This is a genomic window from Streptomyces sp. AK010, assembly GCF_014207295.1.
Classification (GTDB): domain Bacteria; phylum Actinomycetota; class Actinomycetes; order Streptomycetales; family Streptomycetaceae; genus Streptomyces; species Streptomyces massasporeus.
The window spans coordinates 237,383-263,763 of sequence record NZ_JACHCX010000010.1 but is presented as its reverse complement, the minus strand read 5'-3'; the positions used below and the strand labels follow the sequence as shown (position 1 = coordinate 263,763).

Here is a 26,381-nt window from a genome sequence, read left to right as displayed (position 1 = left end):
TGCCAGGGATGGCGTGGCCGACGCGCCAGAGGCGGCGGGCCGGGGATCCCAGGAGCGGCGTGGCCGATCGGACCCGCCGGGGGCGGAGTGACCGAGGCGCCGGAAGCGACGTGGCCGGGGACGCCGGGAAAGGTGTCGCCGGCGGACGCCAGGGGCGGCGTGGCCGGGGACGCCGGGAAAGGTGTCGCCGGCGGACGCCAGGGGCGGCGTGGCCGGGGACGCCGGGAAAGGTGTGGCCGGCGGACGCCAGGGGCGGCGTGGCCGGGGACGCCGGGAAAGGTGTCGCCGGCGGACGCCAGGGGCGGCGTGGCCGGGGACGCCGGGGGTGGTGTGGCCGGCGGATGCCAGGGGCGGCGTGGCCGACGCGCCAGAAGCGGCGGGCCGGGGAGCCAGGGAGCGGCGTGGCCGACGGACCCGCCGGGGGCGGTGTGACCGAGGCGCCGGAAGCGGCCTGGCCGGGGATGCCGGGAAAGGTGTGGCCGGCGGACGTTGGAGGAGCGTGGCCGGGGGCGCCCGAAACGGCGCGGCCAGAGCAGCCGAGGCCAGCGTCCCAGGGAGACACCGGGCGCGGCTCGGCCGAGAGCCGGACAGCCGCGCGACCGTGGAGCGCCGAACGGCGCGGCCGGGGACGTCAGGAGCGGCATGGCCGGGGACGCCAGAGGCAGCGCGGCCAGGCGGTTCGGCCCGGGGAACATCGAGGGCAGCGCGGCCAGGGGCGCCAGGCGGCTCGGCTGGGATGCCGGGGGCGGTCGCGGACAGGGGTGGGGGCCGCAGCCCGCTTCAGTCGGGTTGCGGCCCCACCTCAGCCGCTCACATGCGCGACACGTTCCGCTCATAGACCAGCCGCAGGCCGATCAGCGTCAGCCACGGCTCGTGTTCGTCGATGACCGACGACTCGCCCAGGACCATCGGTGCGAGACCGCCCGTGGCGATGACGGTGACGTCGTCCGGGTCCTGAGACAGCTCGCGGGCCATGCGGGTGACCACTCCGTCGACCTGGCCGGCGAAACCGTAGATGACACCCGACTGCATCGCCTCGACCGTGTTCTTGCCGATGACGCTGCGGGGCCGGGCCACCTCGATCTTGCGGAGCTGGGCGCCGCGGACGCCCAGGGCCTCCACGGAGATCTCGATGCCGGGTGAGATGACCCCGCCGACGTACTCCCCTCGCGCGCTGACCGCGTCGAACGTCGTCGCCGTGCCGAAGTCGACGACGATCGCGGGGCCGCCGTAGAGCTCGACCGCCGCGACCGCGTTGATGATGCGGTCCGCGCCGACCTCCTTGGGGTTGTCCATGAGGATCGGCACGCCCGTCTTGACGCCCGGTTCGACGAGGATCGCGGGCACGTCGCCGTAGTAGCGGCGCGTCACCTCGCGGAGCTCGTGCAGGACCGAGGGGACGGTGGCGCAGATGGCGATGCCGTCGATGCCGTCGCCCAGCTCGTCGCCGAGGAGCGGGTGCATGCCCATCAGGCCCTGGAGGAGGACCGCCAGTTCGTCCGCGGTGCGGCGCGCGTCCGTGGAGATGCGCCAGTGTTCGACGATCTCGTCGCCGTCGAACAGGCCGAGGACGGTGTGGGTGTTTCCTACGTCGATCGTCAGCAGCATGACCCGTACCCGTCCCTACTCCGCCGGCCGCAGGTCCAGGCCGATGTCCAGGATCGGCGAGGAGTGGGTGAGGGCTCCGACGGCGAGGTAGTCGACGCCGGTGTCCGCGTAGGCCTTGGCGTCGCCGAGGGTGAGGCGGCCCGAGGCCTCCAGGGCGGCGCGGCCCTGGACGATCGCGACCGCCTCCGCGCACTCACCCGGCGTGAAGTTGTCCAGCAGGATCAGGTCGGCGCCGGCGTCCAGGACCTCGCGGAGCTGGTGCAGGGTGTCGACCTCGACCTCGATGGGCACGTCCGGGAAGCGTTCCCGGACCGCCTGGAAGGCCTGGGCGACGCCGCCCGCGGCGACCACGTGGTTGTCCTTGACCAGGGCCGCGTCCGAGAGGGACATGCGGTGGTTGACGCCGCCGCCGCAGCGGACCGCGTACTTTTCGAGGCTGCGCAGGCCGGGGGTCGTCTTGCGGGTGTCGCGGACCTTCGCCTTGGTCCCGTCCAGCGCGTCCGCCCACGCGCGCGTGGCCGTCGCCACGCCCGACAGGCGGCACAGGATGTTCAGCGCGCTGCGCTCGGCCGTGAGGAGGTCGCGGGTGCGGGTGGTGACGGAGAGGAGCTTCTGGCCCGCTTCGACGCGGTCGCCGTCCTCCGCGTGGCGCTCGATCTCGAGCTCCTCCTCGCAGACCACCGAGATGACCGCCTCGGCGACGCGCAGACCGGCCACGGTGCCCGCCTCGCGTGCGGTGAAGTCTGCCGTGGCCACCGCGTCCTCGGGGATGGTCGCCACCGTCGTCACGTCCACGCCGTGGGCCAGGTCCTCCTGGAGGGCCACGTTGGCGATGTCCTCGACCTCGACGGGGTCGAGGCCGGCGTCGGCCAGGAGCTGGGCGAGTGCGGGGTCCAGACCGCACTCCAGGTACGCCGCGTCGTCCGCGCCGCAGGCGCAGCCGTCTCCGCAGCCTCCGGAGGAGACGAGGGGAAGGTCGGGGGTGCTCACGTCGGTCACTGCTCCTGGGGGGCCTGGGGCGGGAGGGTCGTGGGGAAGTGTGTGGTGTCCGTGATCTGCACGGCCAGCGTGCGGTCCGGGTTCAGGGTCACGACGATGTGGCGGCGCCAGGCCGCGTCGTCGCGCTCGGGGCGGTCCTCGCGCCAGTGGCAGCCCCGGGTCTCCTCGCGCAGCAGGGCGGCGGTGACCAGGACGCGGGCCACGCACAGGAGGTTGGTGGCCTCCCAGGTGTCGACGCCGGCCTCGGCCGTCTTGCCGTGCTCGGCGAGGGCCTCCCGGGCGTCGGTGTGCAGGCGCTGGAGCTGGTCGGCGGCCTTGGCGAGGGAGCCGGCCGAGCGCAGGACGCCCGCCCCGCCCGTCATGATCCGCTGGATCGCGAAGCGGGCCTCGGGGGTCTGCAGCGGGTGCTCGGGGATCTCGGGGTGCGGGACCGGCTGGGGCACGCGCGCGGGCAGGCCGTTCGCCACGATGTCGTCCGCGATGCGCTCGGCGTAGACGAGGCCTTCGAGCAGGGAGTTGGACGCCAGCCGGTTGGCTCCGTGCACACCGGTGCAGGCGACCTCGCCGCACGCGTACAGGCCGGGGACGGTCGTACGGCCGTGGGAGTCGGTGCGGACGCCGCCGGAGGCGTAGTGGGCGGCCGGGGCGACCGGGATGGGTTCGGTGACCGGGTCGATGCCGTGGGCGCGGCAGGCGGCCAGGATCGTCGGGAAGCGGTGCTCCCACATCTGCGCGCCGAAGTGCCGGCCGTCGAGGTACATGTGCTCGGCGTCCTGCTCCAGCATGCGGCGCAGGATGCCCTTGGCGACGATGTCGCGGGGGGCGAGTTCGGCGAGTTCGTGCTGTCCGACCATGAAGCGGACACCATCGGCGTCGATCAGGTGGGCGCCCTCGCCGCGCACGGCCTCGGAGACCAGGGGCTGCTGGCCCTCCGCGTCCGGTCCCAGGAACAGCACGGTCGGATGGAACTGGACGAACTCCAGGTCGCTGACCTCCGCGCCCGCCCGGAGCGCGAGTGCCACGCCGTCGCCCGTCGACACCGACGGGTTGGTGGTGGCGGAGAACACCTGGCCCATGCCGCCGGTCGCGAGGACCACCGCGGGGGCGTGGACGGCGCCCACGCCGTCGTGCTGGCCCTCCCCCATGACGTGCAGGGTCACCCCGGCGGTACGGCCGTCCGCGTCCGTGAGGAGGTCCAGGACGAGCGCGTTCTCGACGGTGCGCACGCCCCGCGCGCGGACGGCCTCGACCAGGGCGCGGGAGATCTCGGCGCCGGTGGCGTCGCCGCCGGCGTGCGCGATGCGGCGGCGGTGGTGGCCGCCCTCCCGGGTCAGTTCGAGGTCGCCTTCGGAGGACTCGTCGAACCGCGCACCGGTCTCGATGAGGCGGCGTACGGCGTCGGGGCCCTCGGTGACCAGGAGGCGGACCGCGTCCTCGTCGCACAGTCCGGCGCCCGCGACCAGGGTGTCGTCGAGGTGCTGCTCGGGGGTGTCGCCCTCGCCGAGGGCCGCGGCGATGCCGCCCTGGGCCCAGCGGGTGGAGCCGTCGTCGAGCCGGGCCTTGGTGACGACGACCGTGCGCAGGCCGGCGGCCTCGCAGCGCAGGGCGGCGGTCAGCCCGGCGACGCCGGAGCCGACGACGACCACGTCCGCGGCGATGGACCACCCGGCGGCGGGGGCGTGCAGTCGTATGCCTGTGGTCGTCACGAGGCGGCTCCGAAGCTGGTGAAGGTGAGGGGGACGTTGTCGATCAGCCGGGTCGCCCCGACCCGGGCGGCGACGGCGAGGACCGCGTCGCCGGTGAAGTCGTCCCCGATCTCGGTGAAGTCGCAGGGGTCGACCAGGGCGAGGTAGTCCAGCGCGAGCGGCGGTTCGAGACGGGCGGCCTCGTCGAGGACCTGGCGGGCGGCCGCGCGGACGGCCGCCGGGCCGCCCGGGACGGCGGTCGCCACGGCGTGCGCGTCGGCTGCCGCGCGGGACTCCCCTATGGCGCTGAGCGCCTCGGCACGCGCACGCGTGGCGGGCACTTCGCGGGCCCGGGCACGCAGTGCCTCCTGCGCTGCGTGCCGGTCCTGGCCCGCGAACAGGGCCCCGGACAGGGCGAGGGCGGTGCGCCGCTCGGCGGCCGACAGGTAGCGGTTGCGGCTGGACAGGGCCAGGCCGTCCTCCTCGCGGACGGTGGGCACGCCGACGATCTCCACGCCGAAGTTCAGATCCCGCACCATGCGGCGGATCAGCGCGAGCTGCTGGGCGTCCTTCTGGCCGTACAGGGCGACGTCGGGGCGGGTCAGGTGCAGCAGCTTGGCGACGACGGTGAGCATGCCGTCGAAGTGGCCGGGGCGGGAGGAGCCCTCCAGGCGCTCGCCCATGGGGCCCGCCGTGATGCGGACCTGGGGCTCGCCGCCCGGGTAGACCTCGTCCACGGCGGGGGCGAACACGACGTCCGCGCCCGACCGTTCGGCGAGGGCGAGGTCGGCGTCCAGGGTGCGCGGGTAGCGGTCGAGGTCCTCGCCCTGGCCGAACTGGAGCGGGTTGACGAAGACGGTGACGACGACCTCGCCGTCCGGCCCGGCGATGCCGCGCGCGGTGCGGATCAGCGTGGCGTGGCCCTCGTGCAGCGCCCCCATGGTCATCACCACGGCGCGCCGGCCCGTACGCGTGCGTGCGTGGAGTTCGCCCGCGGTGCGCAGCAGGGTGGTGGTCATCGGGCGTCCCCTTCGGTGCCGTCGGTCCCATGGGCGAGTACCCCGAGGAGGTCCTCGGCGAGTTCCGGCTTCAGCAGGCCGTGGGCCAGGGCCCGGTCGGCGGTCGCGCGGGCCATCGCCAGGTACCCGGCGACGGTCTGCGGGGCGTGCCGGCGCAGCTCCGTCACGTGCGCGGCGACCGTTCCCGCGTCGCCGCGCGCGACCGGGCCGGTGAGGGCAGCGTCGCCGGAGCGCAGGGCGTTGTCCAGGGCCGCGCCGAGCAGCGGGCCGAGCATCCGGTCGGGGGCGGCGACCCCGGCCGCGCTCAGCAGCTCCATGGACTGGGCGACCAGCGTGACCAGGTGGTTGGCCCCGAGGGCGAGTGCCGCGTGGTAGAGCGGCCGGTTCTCCTCGGCGATCCACTCCGGCTCGCCGCCCATCTCGATGACGAGGGCCTCGGCGGCCAGGCGCAGCTCCTCGGGGGCGGTGACGCCGAAGGAGCAGCCGGCCAGCCGCTGGACGTCCACGGGTGTGCCCGTGAAGGTCATCGCGGGGTGGAGGGCGAGCGGCAGGGCGCCCGCGCGCAGGGCGGGGTCGAGGACCCGGGTGCCGTACCGCCCGGAGGTGTGGACGAGGAGCTGCCCGGGCCGGACGGAGCCGGTGTCGGCGAGGCCGGTGACCAGGTCGGGCAGAGCGTCGTCGGGAACGGTCAGCAGGACCAGGTCGGACCGCTGGAGCACCTCGGCGGGCGGCATCACCGGCACGTCGGGCAGCAGTTGCCCGGCGCGGCGCCGGGAGGCCTCCGAGACCGCGGAGACGGCGACCGGGCGGTGCCCGGCGAGCTGCAGGGACGCCGCCAGCGCGGGGCCCACGCGGCCGGCGCCGACGACGCCGACGGTGAGCCGCGCGGGGCGGTCCTTGGGGTCTGGCTGTGGGGTTGTGTTCACTCGACGGCGGCCTTCCCGTTCCAGTCCGCTCCGGGTACCGGACGATTTCTCGTCATGTTAACGCGATCGGTTCGGGGGGCGTTCGGTCGTCCACAGGCTGTGCACACGTGTGCGGCGTTCCCGGAACGGCGTGAGGAAATGCGGATGCCCCGCCCCAGGGACGCGCGGGAGGATCCGGGGCATGACCGATACGGCGGAACACGACGATCAGATGACGGACGAGGACCGGGGTGCAGGGCTGCGGGAGCGGCGGCTGGCCGCCCACCGCGCCGCGCGGCGCGTGTTCGCACGCTTCGGCTTCCACCGCACCCTCAGGGAGCGCCTGGCGGTGCTGGAGGAGGCGGAGGGCGTCCACGACCTGGACGAGCTGTCCGACGTGTACGGCGACGGTGTCGTCGAGGCGCTGGAGACGAAGGTGGCCGGGCTGCTCGGCACCGAGGCCGCCGTGTTCTTCCCGACGGGCACGATGGCCCAGCAGGTGGCCCTGCGCTGCTGGGCGGGCCGCACCGGGAACCCGACCGTCGCCCTGCACGCGCTCAGCCATCCCGAGGTGCACGAGCGGAACGCGTTCAGCGAGGTGGGCGGGCTGCGCCCGGTGCGGCTGACCGGGGAGCCGCGGATGCCGACCGCCGCCGAGGTGCGCGACTTCGAGGAGCCGTTCGGGGCGCTGATGCTGGAACTGCCCCTCAGGGACGCCGGTTTCGTCCTGCCCACCTGGGAGGAGCTCACCGAGGTCGTCGACGCCGCGCGGGATCGGGACGCGGTGGTGCACTTCGACGGGGCCCGCCTGTGGGAGTCCACCGTCCACTTCGGCAGGCCCCTGGCGGAGATCGCGGGCCTGGCCGACAGTGTCTACGTGTCGTTCTACAAGTCCCTGGAGGCCTTCGGCGGCGCCGCGCTCGCCGGCCCGAAGGAGCTCGTCGAGGAGGCGAGGACCTGGCGGCACCGGTACGGCGGGATGGTCTTCCAGCAGTTCCCCACGGCGCTGTCGGCGCTGGTCGGGCTGGAGCGGCAGCTGCCCCGGCTGCCGGAGTACGTGGCCCACGCGCGCGTGGTGGCCGCCGCCCTGCGCGAGGGGTTCGCTGCGGCCGGGGTGCCGTGGGCGCGCGTGCACCCGGAGGTGCCGCACACCCACGACTTCCAGGTGTGGCTGCCGTACGAGCCGGAGCTCCTCGCGGAGGCGGCGGTCCGCACGGCCGAGGAGACCGGGGTGGTCCTGTTCGGAAGCGGCTGGGACCGGGGCGGGCCCGGCCTGGCGCTCACGGAGGTGCACGTACGGGCCGACGGCCTGGAGTGGACCGCCGAGGACGTGAAGGCGGCGGTGGCGGAGTTCACGGCCCGGCTGCCGGAGCAGGTCAGGTAGGGCGCCGCCGCCACCGGCTCAGGGCGTCCCGGAGCACGTTGCGGCCCGCGCGGGAGCGCCGTGCGTCGCGCCGCTCCCGTACGACCCGCCGGTCGTGCGTGCCCGGCGCGGGCGGCGCGGGCTCGCCGAGGGTCAGGGCGCGGTAGGTGTCGAGGAGGTGCTGCTGCGTGACGCTCAAGGTGAATCGCCTCTGCGGGACGGGGTGATGGAGGTCCGAAGGCTCCGCGGCTGCCCCGGTGGATCCACCGTGCGCCCGCGCGGGGGGCGGCGTCGCGTCGATTGACGGGGCCCGTCAATCGACGGGGGCGTTGTCGGTGGCCGGGTGCACCATGAGGTCATGAGCGTGCACATCGACATCGCGGGGCTGCGGCCGGAGGAGGCCGCCGTCGTGCCCTCGCCCCTGGCCGAGCTGGGCATGGCGCTGCACGCGCTGTCCGAACCGGCGCACCACCCGGGTCTGCAGGGCTGGGTGACGGGCGTGACGGCCCGGCTCGACCCGCATCTGGCCGACCGGATGTGCGAGGCGGACTTCCTGTGGCGGACGACGTTCTCGGACCTGTTCCTGCCCTGGGCGGGCCTGCCGGACCGGCGTGCGCTCCCGGGCGCCACCCTCGCCGAGGAGCTGGACCAGCTCGACAAGCTGTCCGACGAGCAGTTCGTGGACGCGGCGCTGGAGTTCACCTGTGCCACCGGCTACGGCGAGCACGGGCCGACGGCGTTGTCCGACCCCGACACCCGCCGCCGGGCGCTGGACCTGGCCGCCGCGCGCGGTCCGCGGCAACTGCGCTTCGGGGAGCGGCTGCTGGCCGACCCGCCCCGGATCCGGGCGTGGCTGCGGCAGTTTCTCCGGGACTGCGACGAGGCGTTCTTCGCGGAGGCCTGGGCCCGGCTGCGCCACCAGCTCGCGGCGGACGCCCGGCACAAGACGGACCTGCTGCGGCGCAAGGGCCTGGCGGAGGCGCTGGCCGCGGTGTCCCCGGCGATCACCCTCGACGAGGCCGCCGGCCGGATCACGGTGGACAAGCTGGGCGACGGCCGTACGTCCACGGGCGACGGCGGCCTGCTGCTCGTCCCGACGAGCCTGGGATGGCCGCATCTGATGGTCCTGCACCGGTACGGCTGGCAGCCGGTGCTGCATTACCCGGTCGGTTCCCCGGAGCTCGCCGCCCCGCAGACCCTGGAGCAGCTGGCCATGCGGATGACCGCGCTGTCCCACCCGGTCCGGATGCGCATGTGCCGCCATCTGGCCCGCAGCGCGCACACCACCAGCGAGCTGGCGCGGGTGCACGGCATGACGGCCCCGGAGATATCCCGGCACCTGGCCGTGCTGAAGAAGGCGGGCCTGATCACCACCCGCCGCCGCGGGCGCTACGTCCTGCACCAGCTGGACGTGACGGTGGTGGCCCGGCTCGGCAGCGAGTTCCTGGAGGGGATCCTCAGGTAGCGGGCGCGCGCAGGATCAGCCGTGCGCGAGTACGGATCACGTGCCCGCCTACGGATCACGCGTGCGCGTACGGATCACGTGCCCGCCTACCGATCACGTGCGCGCGTACGGATCACGTGCCCGCCTACCGATCACCTGCGCGCGCAGGATCAGCCGTGTCCGCCGGCCCTCACCAGCCCCGTCTCGTAGGCGAGCACCACGACCTGCACCCGGTCCCTGAGCCCGAGCTTGGTCAGGATGCGGCCCACGTGGGTCTTCACGGTCGCCTCCGACAGCACCAGCCTCGCCGCGATCTCGCCGTTGGACAGGCCCTGCGCGACCAGCACCATGACCTCGCGCTCGCGCTCGGTGAGCCGCTCCAGCTCCTTGTGCTGGGGCTGCTTGGTGCCCGGCAGCATCGGCGCGAACCGGTCCAGCAGCCGCCGGGTGGTGGAGGGCGCCACGACCGCGTCACCGCTGTGCACGGCCCTGATCGCGGCCAGGAGATCGGCGGGCGGCACGTCCTTGAGCATGAAGCCGGAGGCGCCCGCCTTCAGCCCGGAGAAGGCGTACTCGTCGAGGTCGAAGGTCGTCAGGATGAGCACCTTCGGCGGGTCGGTGTCGGCGCAGATCCGGCGGGTCGTCTCCACACCGTCGAGCTTGGGCATGCGGACGTCCATCAGCACCACGTCGACCTCGGTCGTCCGCAGTTCCTGGAGGGCCTCGACGCCGTCGCCCGCCTCTGCCACGACCTCCATGTCCGGCTGGGCGGCGAGCACCATCCGGAACCCGGTGCGCAGCAGCACCTGGTCGTCGACGAGCATCACGCGGATCGTCATCGGGCCTCTTCCATTGGGGGAGTCGTTACAGGTGTCAGCAGGGGGCGTGCGCCGGTGTCAGTGCGCGGGTTTGAGCGGCAGCAGTGCACTGATGCGGAATCCTCCGCCCGGGCGCGGGCCGGCGTCCAGGGTGCCGCCGACCATACCGACCCGCTCGCGCATGCCGATCAGGCCGTGGCCCTGGCCGTCGAACCCGCCCTCCTCGTACAGCTCGTGCGGGGCGCCCTTGCCGTCGTCCTCCACGAGCAGGCCGAGTCCGTCGTCGAAGTAGACCAGTCGCACGCTCGCGCCCGCGTTGGCCCCGCCGTGCTTGCGGGTGTTGGTGAGCGCCTCCTGCACGATGCGGTAGGCGGTGAGTTCGACGCCGCTGGGCAGCGGGCGGGGGGTGCCCTCGACCTTGAAGTCGACGGGCAGTCCGGAGGTGCGGCACCGCTCGACGAGGTCCTCGATCTGCTGCACATCGGGCTGGGGCACGTACTCGCCGGCCTCCTGGTGCTCTCCGGTGCGCAGCACGCCGAGCAGGCGGCGCATCTCGGCGAGGGCCTGGCGGCCGGTGGAGGAGATGGTCTCCAGGGCCTTCTTCGCCTGGTCGGGCGCGGCGTCGAGAACGTAGGCGGCGCCGTCGGCCTGGACCACCATCACCGACACGTTGTGCGCGACGACGTCGTGCAACTCGCGTGCGATCCGGGCCCGTTCGGCGGCGACGGCGACCTTGGACTGCGCCTCGCGCTCCTTCTCGAGGCGGGCGGCGCGCTCCTCCAGCTGCGCGAAGTAGGCGCGGCGGGTGCGGATGGAGTCGCCGAGCACCCAGGCGAGGGCGAACGGGACGGTCTGCAGGATCGCCAGGGCGATGTCGCCGGCCACCCCCGTCTGCTCGGTCGACCAGCGCAGCTGCGCCAGAGGGGCCGCGCACAGACCGGCGGCCAGCGCGAAGCGGGAGGCCCAGCGGGCGCCTTCCGCGGCGACGGTGTAGACGATCGCCAGCATGGCGAAGTCGGCGGGCAGGATCGCGACGTCGGTGACCAGCTGCGCCACGCCGACCGCCGCCGCGAGCAGCAGCATCTTCTCCGGCGTGCGGCGGCGCAGCGCGACCACGAGGCTCAGCAGCAGCGTGATCGGAACGACCACGGCCCAGGGGCCGACCTGCTCGCCCGCCGCCCCGCCCACTACCGAAATCCCGAGGAGGACAACGGCCCAGAAGCCGTCGACCCACATCGGGTGCCTGCGGAGGAAGTCATAGACGCGCTGCACGTAACCCAGCGTAGGGAAGCCCGATAGGTGCAGGGGTCAACCGGAGGACCGATCCGCACCGGGCGCGCGTACTCCGCAAGGTGGAGTTGCGTGCGTTGTGTCCGCATAGCCTGGCCCGGTGACGGCAGGAACGAGGGATGAGTGGCAGGAGTGGCGCGGGTGGCGTGCGGCGGCGCAGGACGCCCTGTACGCGCCGGGGGGCTTCTACCGGCGCACGGAGGGGCCGGCCGGACACTTCCGGACGTCCGTGCACGCCTCGGCCCTGTTCGCCCAGGCCGTGGCGCGGCTGCTGTGCCGCGTCGACGAGGCGCTGGGGCGGCCCGCGGTCCTGGACTTCGTCGACATGGCGGCCGGGCGGGGCGAGCTGGCCGGCGGGGTACTCGCCGCTCTGCCCGCGGACGTGGCGGCCCGCACGCGCGTGTGCGCCGTCGAGATCGCCGAGCGGCCCGCGGGGCTCGATCACCGGATCGAGTGGCTGGCCGAGCCCCCGCGGGGGACGACCGGGCTGCTGTTCGCCAACGAGTGGCTGGACAACGTCCCCGTGGAGGTCGCGGAGGTGGACGCCTTTGGTGTCGCGCGGCTGGTGCTGGTCCGGGAGGACGGGACCGAGCGGCTCGGCGAGCCGGTGGACGGGGACCCGGCGCGGTGGCTGGAGCGGTGGTGGCCGCTGCCGGGCGAGGAGGGCCTGCGGGCCGAGATCGGCCTGTCCCGGGACGAGGCCTGGGCCACGGCGGTCGCGACGCTCCGGCAGGGTCTCGCCGTCGCCGTGGACTACGCGCACACGGCGGACACCCGGCCGCCGTTCGGAACGCTCACCGGGTTCCGGGACGGCCGCGAGACCACACCCGTCCCGGACGGCTCCTGCGACCTCACGGCCCATGTCGCCCTGGACGCGTGCGCGCTGCCCGGCGGGCGCGTGCTCCCCCAGCGCGAGGCGCTGCGCGCCCTGGGCGTGACCGGCGGACGCCCTCCGCTCACCCTGGCCTCCACCGACCCCGCCGCATACGTGCGCGCCCTCGCGAGCGCCGGAGAGGCCGCCGAGCTCACCGCGACGGGCGGGCTGGGCGACTTCGGCTGGCTGGTGCAGCCCCTCGGCGTCGAGGACCCCTTCTAGGAGTGTCCTGAAGATCTTGGAATTGCGCCCGGCTTGCACCGGTTCGTGGCGATTGACATGTACCGGCAGTCCGGGGCGGTCCCGGCGGCCGGAGCACGATCTTCATCGGTCTTCCAGGCGCTACTTGTCGATGTCCCCGACCACGAAGAACATCGACCCCAGGATCGCCACCATGTCGGCGACCAGCGTCCCCGGCAGCAGCTCCGTCAGCGCCTGGATGTTGTTGTACGACGCCGAGCGCAGCTTCAGCCGGTACGGGGTCTTCTCGCCCTTGCTGACGAGGTAGTAGCCGTTGATGCCGAGGGGGTTCTCGGTCCACGCGTACGTGTGGCCCTCGGGCGCCTTCAGGACCTTCGGGAGCCGCTGGTTGACCGGCCCGGGCGGCAGCTCGGCGAGCCGGTCCAGGCAGGCTTCGGCCAGGTCGAGCGCGTTGTGCGTCTGCTCCAGGAGGCACTCGAAGCGGGCGAGGCAGTCGCCCTCCTGCCGGGTGACCACCTTCAGGACATCGGCCAGCTCGCCGTAGGCGAGGTACGGCTCGTCCCGGCGCAGGTCGAAGTCGACGCCCGAGGCGCGCCCGATCGGCCCGCTGACCCCGTAGGCGTGCACGGCCTCGGCGGTGAGGGTGCCCACGCCCCGGGTGCGGCCCCGGAAGATCTCGTTGCCGAGCACCAGGTCGTCGAAGCGGTCCATGCGGGAGCGCACGTCGGCGACGGAGGCACGCGCGCGCGTGGTCCACCCGGCCGGCAGGTCCTCCTTGAGACCGCCCACCCGGTTGAACATGTAGTGCATCCGCCCGCCGGAGATCTCCTCCATGACGTGCTGGAGCTCCTCGCGCTCCCGGAAGGCGTAGAAGATCGGGGTGATCCCGCCGAGCTCCAGCGGGTACGAGCCGAGGAACATCAGGTGGTTGAGCACCCGGTTCAGCTCGGCGAGCAGCGTGCGCAGCCACACCGCGCGCTCGGGGACCTCCATGCCGAGCATCCGCTCCACGGCGAGGACCACGCCCAGCTCGTTGGAGAACGCCGACAGCCAGTCGTGGCGGTTGGCGAGCATGATGATCTGGCGGTAGTCGCGCGCCTCGAACAGCTTCTCCGCGCCGCGGTGCATATAGCCGATCACCGGCTCCGCGTGCCTGATGCGCTCGCCGTCCAGGACGAGCTTCAGCCGCAGCACGCCATGGGTGGAGGGGTGCTGCGGCCCGATGTTGAGCACCATGTCGGTGCTCTCCGCGGCGCCGCCGATTCCGACCATGGTCTCCGTCGTAGGAGTCATGGACACAGTCTCCCCTACGTACGCTGGCCCCATGGAGACGGGGAGTGCGCAGAACACGGGGCCGGACGGGCCGCAGGGCACGATCGAGGCCGTCGGGAACGAGCCGGTGTGGATCGCGCTGCCGCCCGGCCTGCTGAAGATGCGCCGGTTGCTGCTGGTCGTGTGGCTCGGGCTGATCGCCCTGGCCGCGGGGCTGCTGCCGGGGCTGCTGGCCGGTCCCGCCTGGGCCGCCTTCGCGCTGCCGCCGCTGGCGCTGATGGTCTGGGGCTGGGTGATGACCGAGCGCAACTGGCGTTCCTGGCGGTACGCCGAGCGGGCCGACGACCTGCTGATCAGCCGGGGTGTGCTGTGGCGCGAGGAGACGGTCGTGCCGTACGGGCGGATGCAGCTGGTCGAGGTCACCTCCGGGCCCGTGGAGCGGCACTTCGGGCTGGCCAGCGTGCAGCTGCACACGGCCGCCGCGGCGACCGACGCGACCATCCCGGGCCTGGACCCGGCCGAGGCGGAGCGGCTGCGCGACCGGCTCACCGAGCTGGGCGAAGCCCGGTCGGCGGGGCTGTGACGGCGCCCGGGGCCGCCGAGGCCTCCGGGGCCGTCGCCGGGGTCACCGAGCGGCGGCTGCACCCCGTCACCCCGCTGCGCCGCGCCTGGGCGCCGGTCGCCGTGCTCATCGGCTGGGCCGTGCACGACCCCGACGGGGCGCAGCGCCAACTGACCCGGCTGACGACGACCACGCTGCTCATCGGCCTCGCCGTGCTCGTCCCGGCCGCCGCCCTCTACGGCTTCTGCTCCTGGTGGTTCACGCACTTCGCGGTGACCGAGAGCGAACTGCGCATCCGTACCGGGCTCGTCTTCCGGCGCACCGCGCACATCCGGCTGGAGCGGATCCAGGCCATCGACATCACCCAGCCGCTGCTGGCCCGGGTCGCGGGCGTCTCCAAGCTCAAACTCGACGTCATAGGAACCGACAAGAAGGACGAACTGGCCTTCCTCGGCGCGGACGAGGCGCGGACGCTGCGGGCCGAACTGCTCGCCCGGGCGGCCGGTTTCGCCCCCGAGACCGCGCACGAGGTCGGCGAGGCCCCGTCCCGGCAGTTGCTGCGGGTGCCGCCCCGGGTGCTCGCGTGGTCGCTGGTGCTGACGGGCGCGACCTGGCTGTCGCTGGCCGCGGCGCTCGTCGTGCCGCCGGTGCTGTGGCTGCTCACCCACAGCCTGTGGACGGTCCTCGCGGTCGCCCTGCCGCTGCTGGGCGCGGCGGGCGCGAGCAGCGTCGGGCGGTTCGTCGCCGAGTACGACTGGACGGTGGGCGAGTCGCCCGACGGGCTGCGCATCGACCACGGGCTGCTGGACCGGGCCCATGAGACGGTGCCGCCCGGCCGCGTCCAGACCGTGCGGCTCGTGGAGCCGCTGCTGTGGCGGCGGCGCGGATGGGTGCGCGTCGAGCTGGACGTGGCCGGCTCGTCCAACTCCGTGCTGGTGCCGGTCGCTCCGCGCGAGATCGCCGAGGACGTCGTCGCGCGCGTGCTGCCCGGGGTGAGCGTGCCGGAGCCCGCGGCCCTGTCACCGGCGCCGCGCAGGGCCCGCTGGTGCGTGCCGCTGTGGTGGCGCGGCTACGGACTCGCCGTCACGGACGCGGTGTTCGCGGCCCGGTCCGGGCTGCTGCGGCGGAGCCTGGCGCTGGTACCGCACGCCAAGGTGCAGAGCGTGCGGATGACGCAGGGGCCGTGGGAGCGGGCCCGGGGCGTCGCCGACGTGTGTGTGGACACCGGCGCGAACAAGACGGTGCGGGCCCGGCTGCGGGACGCGGCCGAGGCGCGCGAGCTGCTGGCGGCGCAGGCGGAGCGGTCCCGGACGGGGCGCAGGGACGCACGGCCGGACCGCTGGATGGCGTGACCGACGACGCACGGAGGGCCCCCGGTTCCGGGCGGCCCTCCGTCGTGACCAGCTTGCGAACGCGCCTCAGGACACCGCGCTGCGCAGCCCCTGTACGTCGATCTGCTCCGTCTCGTCGTGCGCCGTCAGGTCGATGACCTGGCCGATACCGCGCGACTCCTCGTCGACCGGCTTGTAGCGGGCCTCGGTCTCGGCCTTGTGCAGGGCGAGCGCCTCCTGGCCGACGACATCGGCGAGGTCCTCGTTCTGCACGGCCTCCAGGGCCGCCCGGGACGCGCCGGCCTTCGTGCCGAAGAAGTCGAACCCGCCCCCGGCCGACGGGCGCCGCACCGGCGCCTGCGGCGGGACGGCCACGGCGGTGGGCACGGTGTAGTGGCCGGAGGGCCGGCCTCCGGGCTGCTCGGGCCGGGCCGTCTCCTCGGGCCGGGCCGTCTCCCCGGGCCGCGCGGCCTCCGGGAGTTGCCCGGCGCCGCCGGGCCGCACGGAAGTCTCGGTGGCCGACGCCGCTGCCTCGGCAGCCGGCTCGAAGGTGCCGACGGCCGGCTCGTGGGCCTCTGCGGCCTGCGCGGGGGGCTCGGCGGCCTGCGCGGGGGCCTCGGCGGCCTGCGCGGGGGCCTCGGCGGCCTGCGCGGGGGCCTCGGCGGCCTGCGCGGGGGCCTCGGCGGCCTGCGCGGAACGCTCACCGTCCGTCTCGGCCGTCGCCCGCTCGTGCCCGTCGGCCGCCTCGGACCGCCCCTGTGCCTCGGTCTCGTCCTGCGGCGCCTGCTCCCGCGGCTCCGTCTGCTCCGGCTTCGGCTTCGGCTTCTGCGCGGGCTCCGCGTCCTCGTCCTTCGGGGCGCCGTCGCCGTCGCCGCCACCGTCCGGGTCCGGCACAGGGACCGTCTCGCCGTCGAACCGGGCGAGCGCGGCAGCGGCCCGCAGGAACAGCCGGGAACCCTCGGGCGAGAACACTGCGGGGACCTCGGGCCCCTCCTCGACGGCGAGATCGGCGGCCGTCTCGTCCGGCTCCGGCTCGGCGTCCGCCGTGTCCGACGCACTCGCCGGAAGCGCGGCCCGCACCGGAGCCGTCGCCTCTATCTCGAGCATCCGGCGTTCCTCCAGGACGCTCGCGCGCTCGGTCTCCGACGTGGCGTACCGGCGCAGCAGCGCGGCGTGCTCGTTGCGCAGCCCGGCCAGTTCCGTACGCTTGGCGCGCAGCCGCTGCTCCAGCTTCCCGCGCAGCTCGCGCGACTCCTCGAGGTCGGCCTCCAGTTCGGCGACCCGCTCCTCGAAGCGCCACTCGTCGCTCGCACGCGCGCGCGTGAGGTCGGCGACGCGTTTGCCCGCCTGGGCGTCCCAACGGCGCAGCACGAACGCGCCGATGACCGCCGTCGCCGCGGCGGCCGCGGCCAGGCCGCGGAGCACCATCGGCTCCGTGAACACCCAGGGCCCCAGGGCGCAGACGAGGGAGACGCCTGCGATCGCCGACGGGGGCAGCATCCTGTGCAGGGGCGGGGAATGGCGGTGACGTCCACGTGGCATGGCCAGAAACTTACCGCGCGTAGGCGAATCTTGGTGACCCGCCCCGCAAAAACAAAGCCACACCGAAACGTTCACACCACATCAGAACTCGGGAAGAAGCGGAATCGACCGCTCATCCAATTCCCAAGATCATTTCAACGGCCGCCCAGCCGCCCGCTCATCCACTCCAGCGCCGCCGGAATCTCACGCCGCCAGGTGTTGAAGTTGTGGCCGCCGCTTTCGAGGATGATCGACGAGATCCGCGTCCGCCCGTTGCCCTCCACCCGCTCGATGAACCTCAGCGTCTCCTTGTAGTTGCCCTCTCCCTGCTTGCTGCTGCTGACCAGCAGGGACGTATCGGGAGCGGGCATGTGCGCGACGTACCACCCCAGGTCGGCGCGATTGCGCAGCGCCTTGTCGCCCTGGAAGAGATCGCCCGTCGTGGCGTCGACCGGCGCCTTGTAGTACGCGGACAAGCCCGCCCCCGCCGCGTACACATCGGGATGGTGCAGGGCGATCTTCAGCGCGCAGTAGCCACCCGTGGAGTTGCCGATGATGCCGAGGCCGCCCGGCTTTTCCGCCACCCTGTAGTGCGAGCGCAACGCGTCGGGGAGATCCTTCGCGAAGAACGACTCGGTCTGCGGCCCGCCCGGTATGTCGACGCACTCCGTGTCCCGGGGCGGCGCCACCGTCGGCCGCAGCATCACCAGGATCATCGGCTTCGCCCGGCCCGCCCGCGCCAGCTCCAGTGCCGTACGCGGATAACGCAGCTTCTCCACCAGCGCCGACGCCGTACCCGGATAGCCGGTCAGCACGACGGCGGTCGGGAACCGGTGGGTGCGGTACCGCGGCTGGAAGTACTCCGGCGGCAGATAGACGTACGCGGGCGTGGCGATACGGGTCGTACGGCCCACGATGCCGACCTGCTGGACCCGCCCGCCGGCCTGGGGCAGCGCACCGCCCGCCCCCGGCACCCGGCGCGAGCCGGTCACCTCCAGCGGGCCGCCGCCCGGTGTGTGGTCGACGACCACACCCTGGTCCTTCTCCTGCCCGAACAGGTCGGCCCAGCTCGCGTAGAACCCGAAGGCCTGGTTGGCGGCGAGGCCCACCGCGGCGAACAGCGCCAGCTGGGTGCCCAGCAGCAGACCGACCCGCCCGCCCACGGCACGCCAACTGCGCCGGGCCAGCCGTGGCCAGACCCAGACCGTGCCGGCGAACAGCAGCACGGCGGACAGCACCACCAGGACCAGCACCTTGTTGCTCGTCAGACCCATACGTCGGTTACCTGCTCGCGCTCTCCGCCCGGGCCCTCGCGTTCACACCTTCGCAAGGGCTTGTCCCGGACTTTCCTCGGCCTTTGAAACGGCTTTGACGTGGGGAGTGAACCTCTTCCCCCAAGACACCGTCCTAGAGGGCGCAATGTCGCCGGATGCCCGAATCGGCACCGGATCCAAGGTCTCTCGCAGAACTACGGGATGCGATGTCTGTCAGGACAGATGAGGAAATGTCGGGCGCGGTTCCGAGTCGCGGCAGCGGCTCGGCCCGTCCGGGCCGGATACGCCGGATACTGCGCGGGCCACGCCCCGAAGCCGTCCCCGTCCTCGTCGGCAGAGCCTGCGCCCTGGTGGGCGTCCTGGACATCGCCGCCGGCGTCTTCCCCCGCTTCCGGCACAGCAGGATGCACGCCATCGCCGAGGTCCTGCCCGGCGCGCTCGGCCCGTTCGCGGCCGCCCTGTCCCTCAGCACCGGCGTGCTGCTGCTCCTCCTCGCCCACGGCCTCAAGCGCGGCAAGCGCCGGGCCTGGCGAGCAGCGGTCGCGCTCCTGCCCGCCGGCGCCGTCGCGCAGTTCACCTACCGGCACTCGCTCGTCGGCACACTGATCTCCCTGGCGCTGCTGGCTCCCCTGCTGCGCCACCGCGACCAGTTCAACGCCCTGCCCGACCCGCGCAGCCGCTGGCGGGCCCTCGCCAACTTCGTCCTCATGAGCGCCGGTTCACTCCTGCTCGGCCTGATCGTCGTCAGCGTGCACGGCAAGCGCATCATCGGCGACCCCAGCCTCGCCGACCGCATCACCCACGTCATCTACGGCCTGTTCGGCTTCGAAGGCCCCGTCGGCTACCAGGGCGACACCTCCTGGACCGTCGCCTTCTCCCTCGGCGCCCTCGGCCTGCTCACCGCCGTCACCACCATCTACCTGGCCTTCCGCCCCGAGCACCCGGCCGCACAGCTCACCGAGGAGGACGAGGCCCGCCTGCGCGCCCTGCTGGACAAGCACGGACGCCGCGACTCCCTCGGCCACTTCGCCCTGCGCCGCGACAAGGCCGTCGTCTTCTCCCCCAGCGGCAAGGCGGCCGTGACCTACCGCGTCGTCTCCGGCGTGATGCTCGCCAGCGGCGACCCGATCGGCGACGTCGAGGCCTGGCCCGGCGCCATCGAACGCTTCATGGACGAGGCCAAGGCCCACTCCTGGACCCCCGCCGTCATGGGCTGCTCCGAGACCGGCGGCGAGGTGTGGACCCGCGAGACCGGGCTCGACGCCCTCGAACTGGGCGACGAGGCGGTGGTGGACGTCGCGGATTTCTCCCTCGCCGGCCGCGCGATGCGCAACGTGCGCCAGATGGTCAAGCGCATCGAGCGCGCCGGTTACGAAACCCGGGTACGACGTGTCCGTGACCTCGGCGAAGCCGAACTGGAGCGCATCCGCCAGGCCGCCGACGACTGGCGCGGCACCGACACCGAACGCGGCTTCTCCATGGCCCTGGGCCGCGTCGGCGACCCCGCCGACGGCGACTGCCTCATCGCCACCGCCCACAAACAGGACGAGCACCCCGGCCCCTACGGCGACCTCAAGGCGATCCTGCACTTCGTGCCCTGGGGCACCGACGGCGTCTCCCTGGACCTGATGCGCCGCGACCGCTCGGCCGACCCCGGCATGAACGAACTGCTCATCGTGGCCTCCCTCCAGGCCGCCCCCAAGCTGGGCATCGCACGCGTCTCCCTCAACTTCGCCATGTTCCGCGCGGCCCTCGCCCGCGGCGAGAAGATCGGAGCCGGACCCGTGCTGCGCGCCTGGCGCGGACTGCTCGTCTTCCTCTCCCGCTGGTTCCAGATCGAGTCCCTCTACAAGTTCAACGCCAAGTTCCAGCCACGCTGGGAACCCCGCTTCGTCGTCTACCGCGCCTCCGCCGACCTGCCCCGCATCGGCTTCGCCGCCATGCAGGCCGAGGGCTTCGTCACCCTCGCCCTGCCCCTGCCGCGCTTCCTGCGCCGCCGACGCCTGTCCACCCCCCGCCCCTGCGCCCACGCCACCACCGCGGAACGGGACGTCCGGGCGGCATGACCCCGCCACCCACGGGGCCGTCGCCCGGGCCGCAGCGCCTGACGGCCCCCGCCGGGGCCTACGCTGAACATATGAGCAACCAGAGCGGACGCGGGCGCGTGGCGGGCCTACCGGAATGGGACCGCTGCGCGGTCATGGGAGTCGTGAACGTCACCCCTGACTCCTTCTCCGACGGCGGCCGCTTCTTCGACACCACCGCCGCCGTCAAACGCGGCCTCGACCTGGTCACCGAAGGCGCCGATCTGGTCGACGTGGGCGGCGAATCCACCCGCCCCGGCGCCACCCGCGTCGACGAGGACGAGGAACTGCGCCGCGTCGTCCCCGTCGTCCGCGGCCTGGCCTCCGAGGGCGTCACGGTCTCCGTCGACACCATGCGCGCCTCCGTCGCCGAACGGGCCCTCGCGGCCGGGGCCGCCCTCGTCAACGACGTCAGCGGCGGCCTCGCCGACCCCCGCATGATCCCGGCCGTCGCCGACGCCGGCGCCCCCTTCGTCGTCATGCACTGGCGCGGCTTCCTCCAGGGCGGCAACGTCCGGGGCGAGTACACCGACGTCGTCACCGAAGTCGTCGACGAGCTGCACGCGCGCGTGGAGGCCGTCCTGGCCGGCGGCATCGCCCCCGAGCGCGTCGTCGTCGACCCCGGCCTCGGCTTCTCCAAGGACGCCGGACACGACCTCGCCCTCCTCGCCGCCCTCGACCGGATCCTCACCCTCGGCCACCCACTGCTCGTCGCCGCCAGCCGCAAACGCTTCCTCGGCCGCGTCCTCGCCGGCCCCGACGGCCCCCCACCCCCCGCACGCGAACGCGACGCCGCCACCGCCGCCGTCTCCGCACTCGCCGCACACGCCGGCGCCTGGGCGGTCCGTGTCCACGAGGTACGCGCCACCGCCGACGCCGTCCGGGTCGCCCGCGCCATCGCGGGGGCGCGCAGCACGGGCACCGGCGCAGAAGGAGCCCGGTGAGCGCCCCGCACACCGACGTCGAGCAGGTCGAGGCCGCCAACACCGCCTTCTACGAGGCACTGGAACAGGGCGACTTCGAGGAACTGGCGTCGCTCTGGCTGACCCCCGCCGACCTGGGCGTCGACGAGTCGTACCACGACCCGGCCGACACCGGCGTGGTCTCCTGCGTCCACCCCGGCTGGCCCGTCCTCACCGGCCGCGGCGAAGTCCTCCGGTCGTACGCGCTGATCATGGCGAACACCGACTACATCCAGTTCTTCCTCACCGACGTGCACGTCTCCGTCACCGGCGACACCGCCCTGGTCAACTGCACCGAGAACATCCTCAGCGGCGGCCCCGCCCCCGAAGGAGCCGGCGAGGAGCTCGGACCGCTCGTCGGGCAGCTCGTGGTCGCCACGAACGTGTTCCGGCGCACGCCCCAGGGGTGGAAACTCTGGTCGCACCACGCTTCCCCGGTCCTGGCGGAAACCGACGAGGACGAACAGGACGACACCCCCGCCTGAGTGGGTAGGCAGCAGGAAGTGGTTGGAATCACGGACGCCCGGGTAGGGGCGGCTACCAACCTGCGCACCGGCGGATTCCCCAGGAGAAACGCTGGATGAACCCTGCCGGGCCCGGCCAAAGCCCCCACCCCGTGGCCCGGTCCCGTCCGTGCGCGCAGGTAGATTCGACCGAGGCCGGTGTGCCGACCGCACACGGCACCCACCGGCCCTGACCGACGATTGCAGGAGTGATTCGCGTGGATCGTGTCGCGCTGCGCGGCCTGAAGGCCCGCGGGCACCACGGCGTGTTCCCCAGGGAACGCGAAGAGGGCCAGACCTTCATCGTGGACCTCGTCCTCGGCCTCGACACCCGACCGGCCGCGGCCGACGACGACCTGGCGAAGACCGTGCACTACGGCATCGTGGCGGAGGAGGCCGTGGCCGTCGTTCAGGGCGAGCCCGTCGACCTCATCGAGACGCTCGCCGAGCGCATCGCCCAGGTCTGTCTGAAGCACGAGGGAGTACAGGAGGTCGAGGTCTGCGTCCACAAACCGGACGCCCCGATCACCGTCCCCTTCGACGACGTGACCGTCACCATCACCCGGAGCCGAGCATGACCGCGCCCTTCATCCAGGGTCCCAGCGACCCGACCGTACAGCCGGTACCCGCCTCCGTCGTCGAGAAGGTCGACGCCGCCGACACGACCCTGTCCAACCCCAAATGGGCCGTGGTCGCCCTCGGCTCCAACCTCGGCAACCGCCTGGAGACCCTCCAGGGGGCCGTCGACGCCCTCGGCGACACGCCCGGCCTGCGCATCAAGGGCGTCTCCCCCGTCTACGAGACCGAGCCCTGGGGCGTCGACCCCGGCAGCCAGCCCGCCTACTTCAACGCCGTCGTGGTCCTCAAGACCACCCTCCCGCCGTCCTCGCTCCTGGAGCGCGCCCACGCGGTCGAGGAGGCCTTCCACCGCGTCCGGGACGAGCACTGGGGCCCCCGCACCCTCGACGTCGACATCGTCTCCTACGCCGACGTCGTCTCCGACGACCCGCAGCTCACCCTCCCCCACCCCCGCGCCCACGAGCGCGCCTTCGTCCTGGCCCCCTGGCACGACCTCGACCCCGAGGCGCAGCTGCCCGGCCGCGGACCCGTCGCCGGCCTCCTGGACACCGTCACCCGCGACGGCGTGGCGCCGCGCCAGGACCTGGAACTCCGGCTGCCCGAGTAGCCGTTAAGGTCAAGACGGCCGCGAACCGGGCCGGCAAACCGGGGGAACCGAAGGGACACCGTGAGAGAGCTGCGTATCAGGGTGCTGGCCGCCGTCTTCGTCGTGGCCGGCATCCTTTCCTGGGCGGGCGCCCGCCTGTGGAACTCGGTCGGAACACTCCCGAGCGTCCCCCTGGCCGCCCCCATCGTCCTCGCCGTGATCGCCGTGGTCCTGCTGGCCACGGCACTCTCGATCCGCGCCCGCCTCAAGGCCCAGCGCGAGCGCCGCCCCGAGGCCAAGGGCGTCGACCCCCTCATGGCGGCCCGCGCGGTCGTCTTCGGCCACGCCAGCGCCCTGGTCGCCGCCCTGGTCGCCGGCATGTACGGCGGCACCGGCGTCTTCCTCCTGGAGTCCCTCGACATCCCCGCCCGCCGCGACCAGGCCATCTACGCCGGCCTCTCCGTCCTCGCGGGCATCGGCGTCATAGCGGCAGCGATCTTCCTGGAACGCGTCTGCAAACTCCCCGAAGACGACGAGAACGACGGCACGGGGGTTGCCCCGACGGTCTGACGCAGGGCTTCAGCGGGGGTTCAGCGGGCCTCAGCGCGCCATGATGAGGCTCATCGCCTCGTTGCGCGTCGCCATGTCCCGCAACTGCCCCCGCACGGCCGACGTCAGCGTCTTGGCGCCCGGCTTGCGGATCCCGCGCATGGACATGCACATGTGCTCGCACTCGACGACCACGATGACTCCGCGCGGCTCCAGGATCTCCATCAGGGAGTCCGCGATCTGCGTGGTGAGTCGTTCCTGCACCTGCGGGCGGCGGGCGTAGACGTCCACGAGCCGGGCCAGCTTGGACAGCCCCGTGATCTTGCCGCTGGTGGCCGGGATGTACCCGACGTGCGCGACGCCCCGGAACGGTACGAGATGGTGCTCACAGGTCGAGTACACCTCGATGTCCTTCACCAGGACCATCTCGTCGTGCCCGATGTCGAACGTCGTCGTCAGCACGTCCTCGGGCTGCTGCCACAGACCCGCGAATATCTCCTTGTACGCCCGCGCCACCCGCGCAGGCGTCTCCCGGAGGCCCTCGCGGTCCGGGTCCTCGCCGACCGCGATCAGGAGTTCGCGTACGGCGTTCTCGGCGCGCTTCTCGTCGAACTCGCCGATATGGCCGTCGCCGTCCAGCGTCACGGGGTCGGTCATCTGATGCCTCGTTCCTGTGTCCTTCACGGGGCGGCCTGCGGAAATGGCGAAAAGCCGCGCCCCCCAGGCTAAAACCTGGGGGGCGCGGCATCCATTCCGGGGCGGTGGGCCGCCGGGAGAGCTCGGTCAGCTCTCGGGGCGGTCCTCCGGGGTCCGCTCGGGCGCCGGGGCGGGCTCCGCCGCGGTGCTCTTCGCGGTGGAGATGGCCGGCGTCGCGCCGTTCGCGCCGTTCGTCAGGGCCAGCTCCTTGGGGGAGAGGACCGGCGGACGGGTGGACGGCGTGCGGCGGGAGGAGCCGGTCCAGGCGGGCCTGGGCGGGCGCTTGACGATGGGGGCGAAGATCTCGGCGATCTGCTCCTTGCCCAGCGTCTCCTTCTCCAGCAGCTGCAGCACGAGGTTGTCGAGGACGTCGCGGTTCTCGACCAGGATCTCCCAGGCCTCGTTGTGCGCGGTCTCGATGAGCTTCTTGACCTCTTCGTCCACGAGCGCGGCGACCTCTTCCGAGTAGTCGCGCTGGTGAGACATCTCACGGCCGAGGAAGGGCTCGGTGTTGTCGCCACCGAACTTGATCGCGCCGAGACGCTCGGTCATGCCGTACTGCGTGACCATCGCGCGGGCCAGGCCCGTGGCCTTCTCGATGTCGTTGGCGGCACCCGTGGTCGGGTCGTGGAAGACGAGCTCCTCGGCCGCGCGGCCGCCCAGCATGTAGGCCAGCTGGTCCAGCATCTCGTTGCGCGTGGTGGAGTACTTGTCCTCGTCCGGCAGCACCATCGTGTAGCCGAGGGCGCGGCCTCGCGACAGGATCGTGATCTTGTGGACGGGGTCGGAGTTCGGCGAGGCCGCCGCGACCAGGGCGTGTCCGCCCTCGTGGTACGCGGTGATCTTCTTCTCCTTGTCCGACATGATCCGGGTCCGCTTCTGCGGGCCCGCGACCACACGGTCGATCGCCTCGTCCAGCATGTGGTTGTCGATCAGCTTCTGGTCGCTGCGGGCCGTCAGCAGGGCGGCCTCGTTCAGGACGTTGGCCAGATCGGCACCCGTCATGCCGGGCGTACGGCGGGCCATGGCCGACAGGTCGACGTCGGGTGCGACCGGCTTGCCCTTCTGGTGGACCTTGAGGATCTCCAGACGGCCCTGCATGTCCGGGCGGTCGACGGCGATCTGCCGGTCGAAACGGCCGGGGCGCAGCAGCGCCGGGTCGAGGATGTCGGGGCGGTTCGTCGCGGCGATGAGAATCACGCCGCCCTTGACGTCGAAGCCGTCCATCTCGACGAGGAGCTGGTTCAGGGTCTGCTCGCGCTCGTCGTGACCGCCGCCGAGGCCGGCGCCGCGGTGGCGGCCGACCGCGTCGATCTCGTCGACGAAGACGATCGCCGGGGCGTTCGCCTTGGCCTGCTCGAACAGGTCACGGACTCGGGACGCACCGACGCCGACGAACATCTCGACGAAGTCGGAACCGGAGATCGAGTAGAAGGGGACACCCGCCTCGCCCGCGACGGCGCGCGCGAGCAGGGTCTTGCCGGTGCCGGGAGGCCCGTAGAGCAGGACGCCCTTGGGGATCTTGGCGCCGACGGCCTGGAACTTGGCCGGCTCCTGGAGGAACTCCTTGATCTCGTGGAGTTCCTCGACGGCCTCGTCGGATCCGGCGACGTCGGAGAAGGTGGTCTTGGGGGTGTCCTTGGTGATGAGCTTGGCCTTGGACTTCCCGAAGTTCATGACCCGGGAGCCGCCGCCCTGCATCTGATTCATCAGGAACAGGAACACGACCACGATCAGCACGAAGGGCAGCAGGGAGAGCAGGATGCCGACGAACGGGTTCTGCTTGGACGGCGAAACGGTGTAGCCGTCCGGGATCTGCTTGTCCTGGTACTTGTTCTGCAGCGTGTTGGCGATGTCGACGCCCTGGTCGCCGATGTAGCTCGCCTGGATCTTCGAGCTGCCCTCGATCTTCACACCGTCTTTGAGCGTGGCCTTGATGGTCTGCTCGTCACCGGTGGTCAGCTTGGCCGACTCGATCTTGTTCTGGTTGATCGCCTGGACGACCTGGCCGGTGTCCACCGTCTTGTAGCCGCCGGACGAGCCGACGACCTGCATCAACACGACCACGGCAAGGACGGCCAGCACGATCCACATGACCGGCCCACGGAAGTATCGCTTCACGTCCATCCATACGGAGCGGTGCCGCCCCGTCCCTCCTGCCATAGTGAGTTTGATAAAGACTGTTCTTCGGACGGTACCCCAGCATTGTCACCTGAAGCCGCGTGGGACGACTGGCGATCCGCCTACGCCTGCTCC

At 72.9% G+C, this 26,381-nt stretch carries 24 protein-coding genes; 11 read left to right on the top strand and 13 right to left on the bottom strand.

Annotated features, from left to right (window positions below):
* Positions 1–810: 810 nt before the first annotated feature.
* The 5 genes from HDC93_RS21075 to HDC93_RS21055 are packed head-to-tail and all read right to left on the bottom strand — an operon-like array spanning position 811 to position 6,237.
* Positions 811–1,608: a type III pantothenate kinase gene (locus HDC93_RS21075; RefSeq protein ID WP_185012420.1), complete on the bottom strand. Its 798-nt coding sequence runs from the start codon at positions 1,606–1,608 to the stop codon at positions 811–813.
* Positions 1,609–1,623: 15 nt separating this feature from the next.
* The gene (gene nadC / locus HDC93_RS21070) at positions 1,624–2,598 is read right to left on the bottom strand and encodes a carboxylating nicotinate-nucleotide diphosphorylase (RefSeq protein ID WP_185012419.1); all 975 of its coding nucleotides are present in this window, start codon (positions 2,596–2,598) and stop codon (positions 1,624–1,626) included.
* A 5-nt stretch (positions 2,599–2,603) separates the two neighbouring features.
* A complete protein-coding gene (locus HDC93_RS21065; RefSeq protein WP_185012418.1) occupies positions 2,604–4,313 on the bottom strand; it encodes an L-aspartate oxidase in 1,710 nt (569 codons plus the stop codon).
* Positions 4,310–5,311: a pantoate--beta-alanine ligase gene (gene panC, locus HDC93_RS21060; RefSeq protein WP_185012417.1), complete on the bottom strand. Its 1,002-nt coding sequence runs from the start codon at positions 5,309–5,311 to the stop codon at positions 4,310–4,312. Before panC ends, HDC93_RS21065 begins: the two co-directional genes overlap by 4 nt.
* Complete coding sequence (locus tag HDC93_RS21055; RefSeq protein ID WP_185012416.1) at positions 5,308–6,237, bottom strand: Rossmann-like and DUF2520 domain-containing protein; 930 nt, start codon at positions 6,235–6,237, stop codon at positions 5,308–5,310. Before HDC93_RS21055 ends, panC begins: the two co-directional genes overlap by 4 nt.
* A gap of 181 nt (positions 6,238–6,418) precedes the next feature.
* On the opposite strand from HDC93_RS21055, the gene HDC93_RS21050 reads away from it, so the two are divergent.
* A complete protein-coding gene (locus tag HDC93_RS21050) occupies positions 6,419–7,600 on the top strand; it encodes a low specificity L-threonine aldolase (protein WP_185012415.1) in 1,182 nt (393 codons plus the stop codon).
* On the opposite strand, the gene HDC93_RS21045 is transcribed toward HDC93_RS21050, so the two are convergent.
* The gene (locus HDC93_RS21045) at positions 7,593–7,778 is read right to left on the bottom strand and encodes a hypothetical protein (RefSeq protein WP_185012414.1); all 186 of its coding nucleotides are present in this window, start codon (positions 7,776–7,778) and stop codon (positions 7,593–7,595) included. The genes HDC93_RS21050 and HDC93_RS21045 overlap by 8 nt on opposite strands.
* Positions 7,779–7,937: 159 nt before the next feature.
* Between HDC93_RS21045 and HDC93_RS21040 the strand changes: the two genes are divergently transcribed.
* Positions 7,938–9,044, top strand: coding sequence for a DUF5937 family protein (locus HDC93_RS21040; protein WP_185012413.1), 1,107 nt, complete (start codon positions 7,938–7,940; stop codon positions 9,042–9,044).
* Between the two features lie 149 nt (positions 9,045–9,193).
* Here the strand turns inward: HDC93_RS21040 and HDC93_RS21035 are convergent, their stop codons facing one another.
* Entirely contained in the window at positions 9,194–9,862 is a 669-nt protein-coding gene (locus tag HDC93_RS21035) for a response regulator transcription factor (protein ID WP_097218660.1), read from the bottom strand.
* A 57-nt stretch (positions 9,863–9,919) separates the two neighbouring features.
* The gene (locus HDC93_RS21030; RefSeq protein ID WP_185012412.1) at positions 9,920–11,113 is read right to left on the bottom strand and encodes a sensor histidine kinase; all 1,194 of its coding nucleotides are present in this window, start codon (positions 11,111–11,113) and stop codon (positions 9,920–9,922) included.
* 118 nt (positions 11,114–11,231) lie between these two features.
* Here HDC93_RS21030 and HDC93_RS21025 point away from each other — a divergent pair, with 118 nt between their 5' ends.
* The gene (locus HDC93_RS21025) at positions 11,232–12,227 is read left to right on the top strand and encodes an SAM-dependent methyltransferase (protein ID WP_185012411.1); all 996 of its coding nucleotides are present in this window, start codon (positions 11,232–11,234) and stop codon (positions 12,225–12,227) included.
* A 120-nt stretch (positions 12,228–12,347) separates the two neighbouring features.
* On the opposite strand, the gene HDC93_RS21020 is transcribed toward HDC93_RS21025, so the two are convergent.
* On the bottom strand, positions 12,348–13,499 hold the full coding sequence (locus HDC93_RS21020) for an NADH-quinone oxidoreductase subunit D (protein ID WP_185012410.1): 1,152 nt from the start codon (positions 13,497–13,499) through the stop codon (positions 12,348–12,350).
* Between the two features lie 31 nt (positions 13,500–13,530).
* On the opposite strand from HDC93_RS21020, the gene HDC93_RS21015 reads away from it, so the two are divergent.
* On the top strand, positions 13,531–14,061 hold the full coding sequence (locus HDC93_RS21015; RefSeq protein ID WP_185012409.1) for a PH domain-containing protein: 531 nt from the start codon (positions 13,531–13,533) through the stop codon (positions 14,059–14,061).
* Positions 14,058–15,392, top strand: coding sequence for a PH domain-containing protein (locus HDC93_RS21010; RefSeq protein ID WP_185012408.1), 1,335 nt, complete (start codon positions 14,058–14,060; stop codon positions 15,390–15,392). The genes HDC93_RS21015 and HDC93_RS21010 overlap by 4 nt, the downstream gene beginning before the upstream one ends.
* A gap of 66 nt (positions 15,393–15,458) precedes the next feature.
* Here the strand turns inward: HDC93_RS21010 and HDC93_RS21005 are convergent, their stop codons facing one another.
* The gene (locus HDC93_RS21005; RefSeq protein ID WP_260419675.1) at positions 15,459–16,913 is read right to left on the bottom strand and encodes a hypothetical protein; all 1,455 of its coding nucleotides are present in this window, start codon (positions 16,911–16,913) and stop codon (positions 15,459–15,461) included.
* A gap of 134 nt (positions 16,914–17,047) precedes the next feature.
* Positions 17,048–18,166 carry an esterase family protein gene (locus tag HDC93_RS21000; protein WP_185012407.1) on the bottom strand — a complete coding sequence of 373 codons (1,119 nt, stop codon included), beginning with the start codon at positions 18,164–18,166 and terminating at the stop codon, positions 17,048–17,050.
* Positions 18,167–18,396: 230 nt separating this feature from the next.
* On the opposite strand from HDC93_RS21000, the gene HDC93_RS20995 reads away from it, so the two are divergent.
* From HDC93_RS20995 to HDC93_RS20970, 6 genes are all read left to right on the top strand, one after another.
* On the top strand, positions 18,397–20,232 hold the full coding sequence (locus tag HDC93_RS20995; protein ID WP_185012406.1) for a phosphatidylglycerol lysyltransferase domain-containing protein: 1,836 nt from the start codon (positions 18,397–18,399) through the stop codon (positions 20,230–20,232).
* Between the two features lie 71 nt (positions 20,233–20,303).
* The gene (gene folP, locus HDC93_RS20990; RefSeq protein ID WP_185012405.1) at positions 20,304–21,194 is read left to right on the top strand and encodes a dihydropteroate synthase; all 891 of its coding nucleotides are present in this window, start codon (positions 20,304–20,306) and stop codon (positions 21,192–21,194) included.
* Positions 21,191–21,697: a nuclear transport factor 2 family protein gene (locus tag HDC93_RS20985; protein WP_031106701.1), complete on the top strand. Its 507-nt coding sequence runs from the start codon at positions 21,191–21,193 to the stop codon at positions 21,695–21,697. The genes folP and HDC93_RS20985 overlap by 4 nt, the downstream gene beginning before the upstream one ends.
* Before the next feature lie 236 nt (positions 21,698–21,933).
* Positions 21,934–22,293, top strand: a complete 360-nt coding sequence (gene folB / locus HDC93_RS20980; RefSeq protein WP_185012404.1) for a dihydroneopterin aldolase — start codon at positions 21,934–21,936, stop codon at positions 22,291–22,293.
* Positions 22,290–22,901, top strand: a complete 612-nt coding sequence (folK, locus tag HDC93_RS20975; protein ID WP_185012403.1) for a 2-amino-4-hydroxy-6-hydroxymethyldihydropteridine diphosphokinase — start codon at positions 22,290–22,292, stop codon at positions 22,899–22,901. Before folB ends, folK begins: the two co-directional genes overlap by 4 nt.
* 60 nt (positions 22,902–22,961) lie before the next feature.
* Positions 22,962–23,450, top strand: coding sequence for a DUF3180 domain-containing protein (locus HDC93_RS20970; protein ID WP_097218629.1), 489 nt, complete (start codon positions 22,962–22,964; stop codon positions 23,448–23,450).
* Between the two features lie 30 nt (positions 23,451–23,480).
* Here HDC93_RS20970 and folE read toward each other — a convergent pair whose 3' ends face one another.
* On the bottom strand, positions 23,481–24,086 hold the full coding sequence (gene folE / locus HDC93_RS20965) for a GTP cyclohydrolase I FolE (protein WP_185012402.1): 606 nt from the start codon (positions 24,084–24,086) through the stop codon (positions 23,481–23,483).
* 126 nt (positions 24,087–24,212) lie between these two features.
* Positions 24,213–26,252 carry an ATP-dependent zinc metalloprotease FtsH gene (ftsH, locus tag HDC93_RS20960; RefSeq protein ID WP_185012401.1) on the bottom strand — a complete coding sequence of 680 codons (2,040 nt, stop codon included), beginning with the start codon at positions 26,250–26,252 and terminating at the stop codon, positions 24,213–24,215.
* Positions 26,253–26,381: the final 129 nt, after the last annotated feature.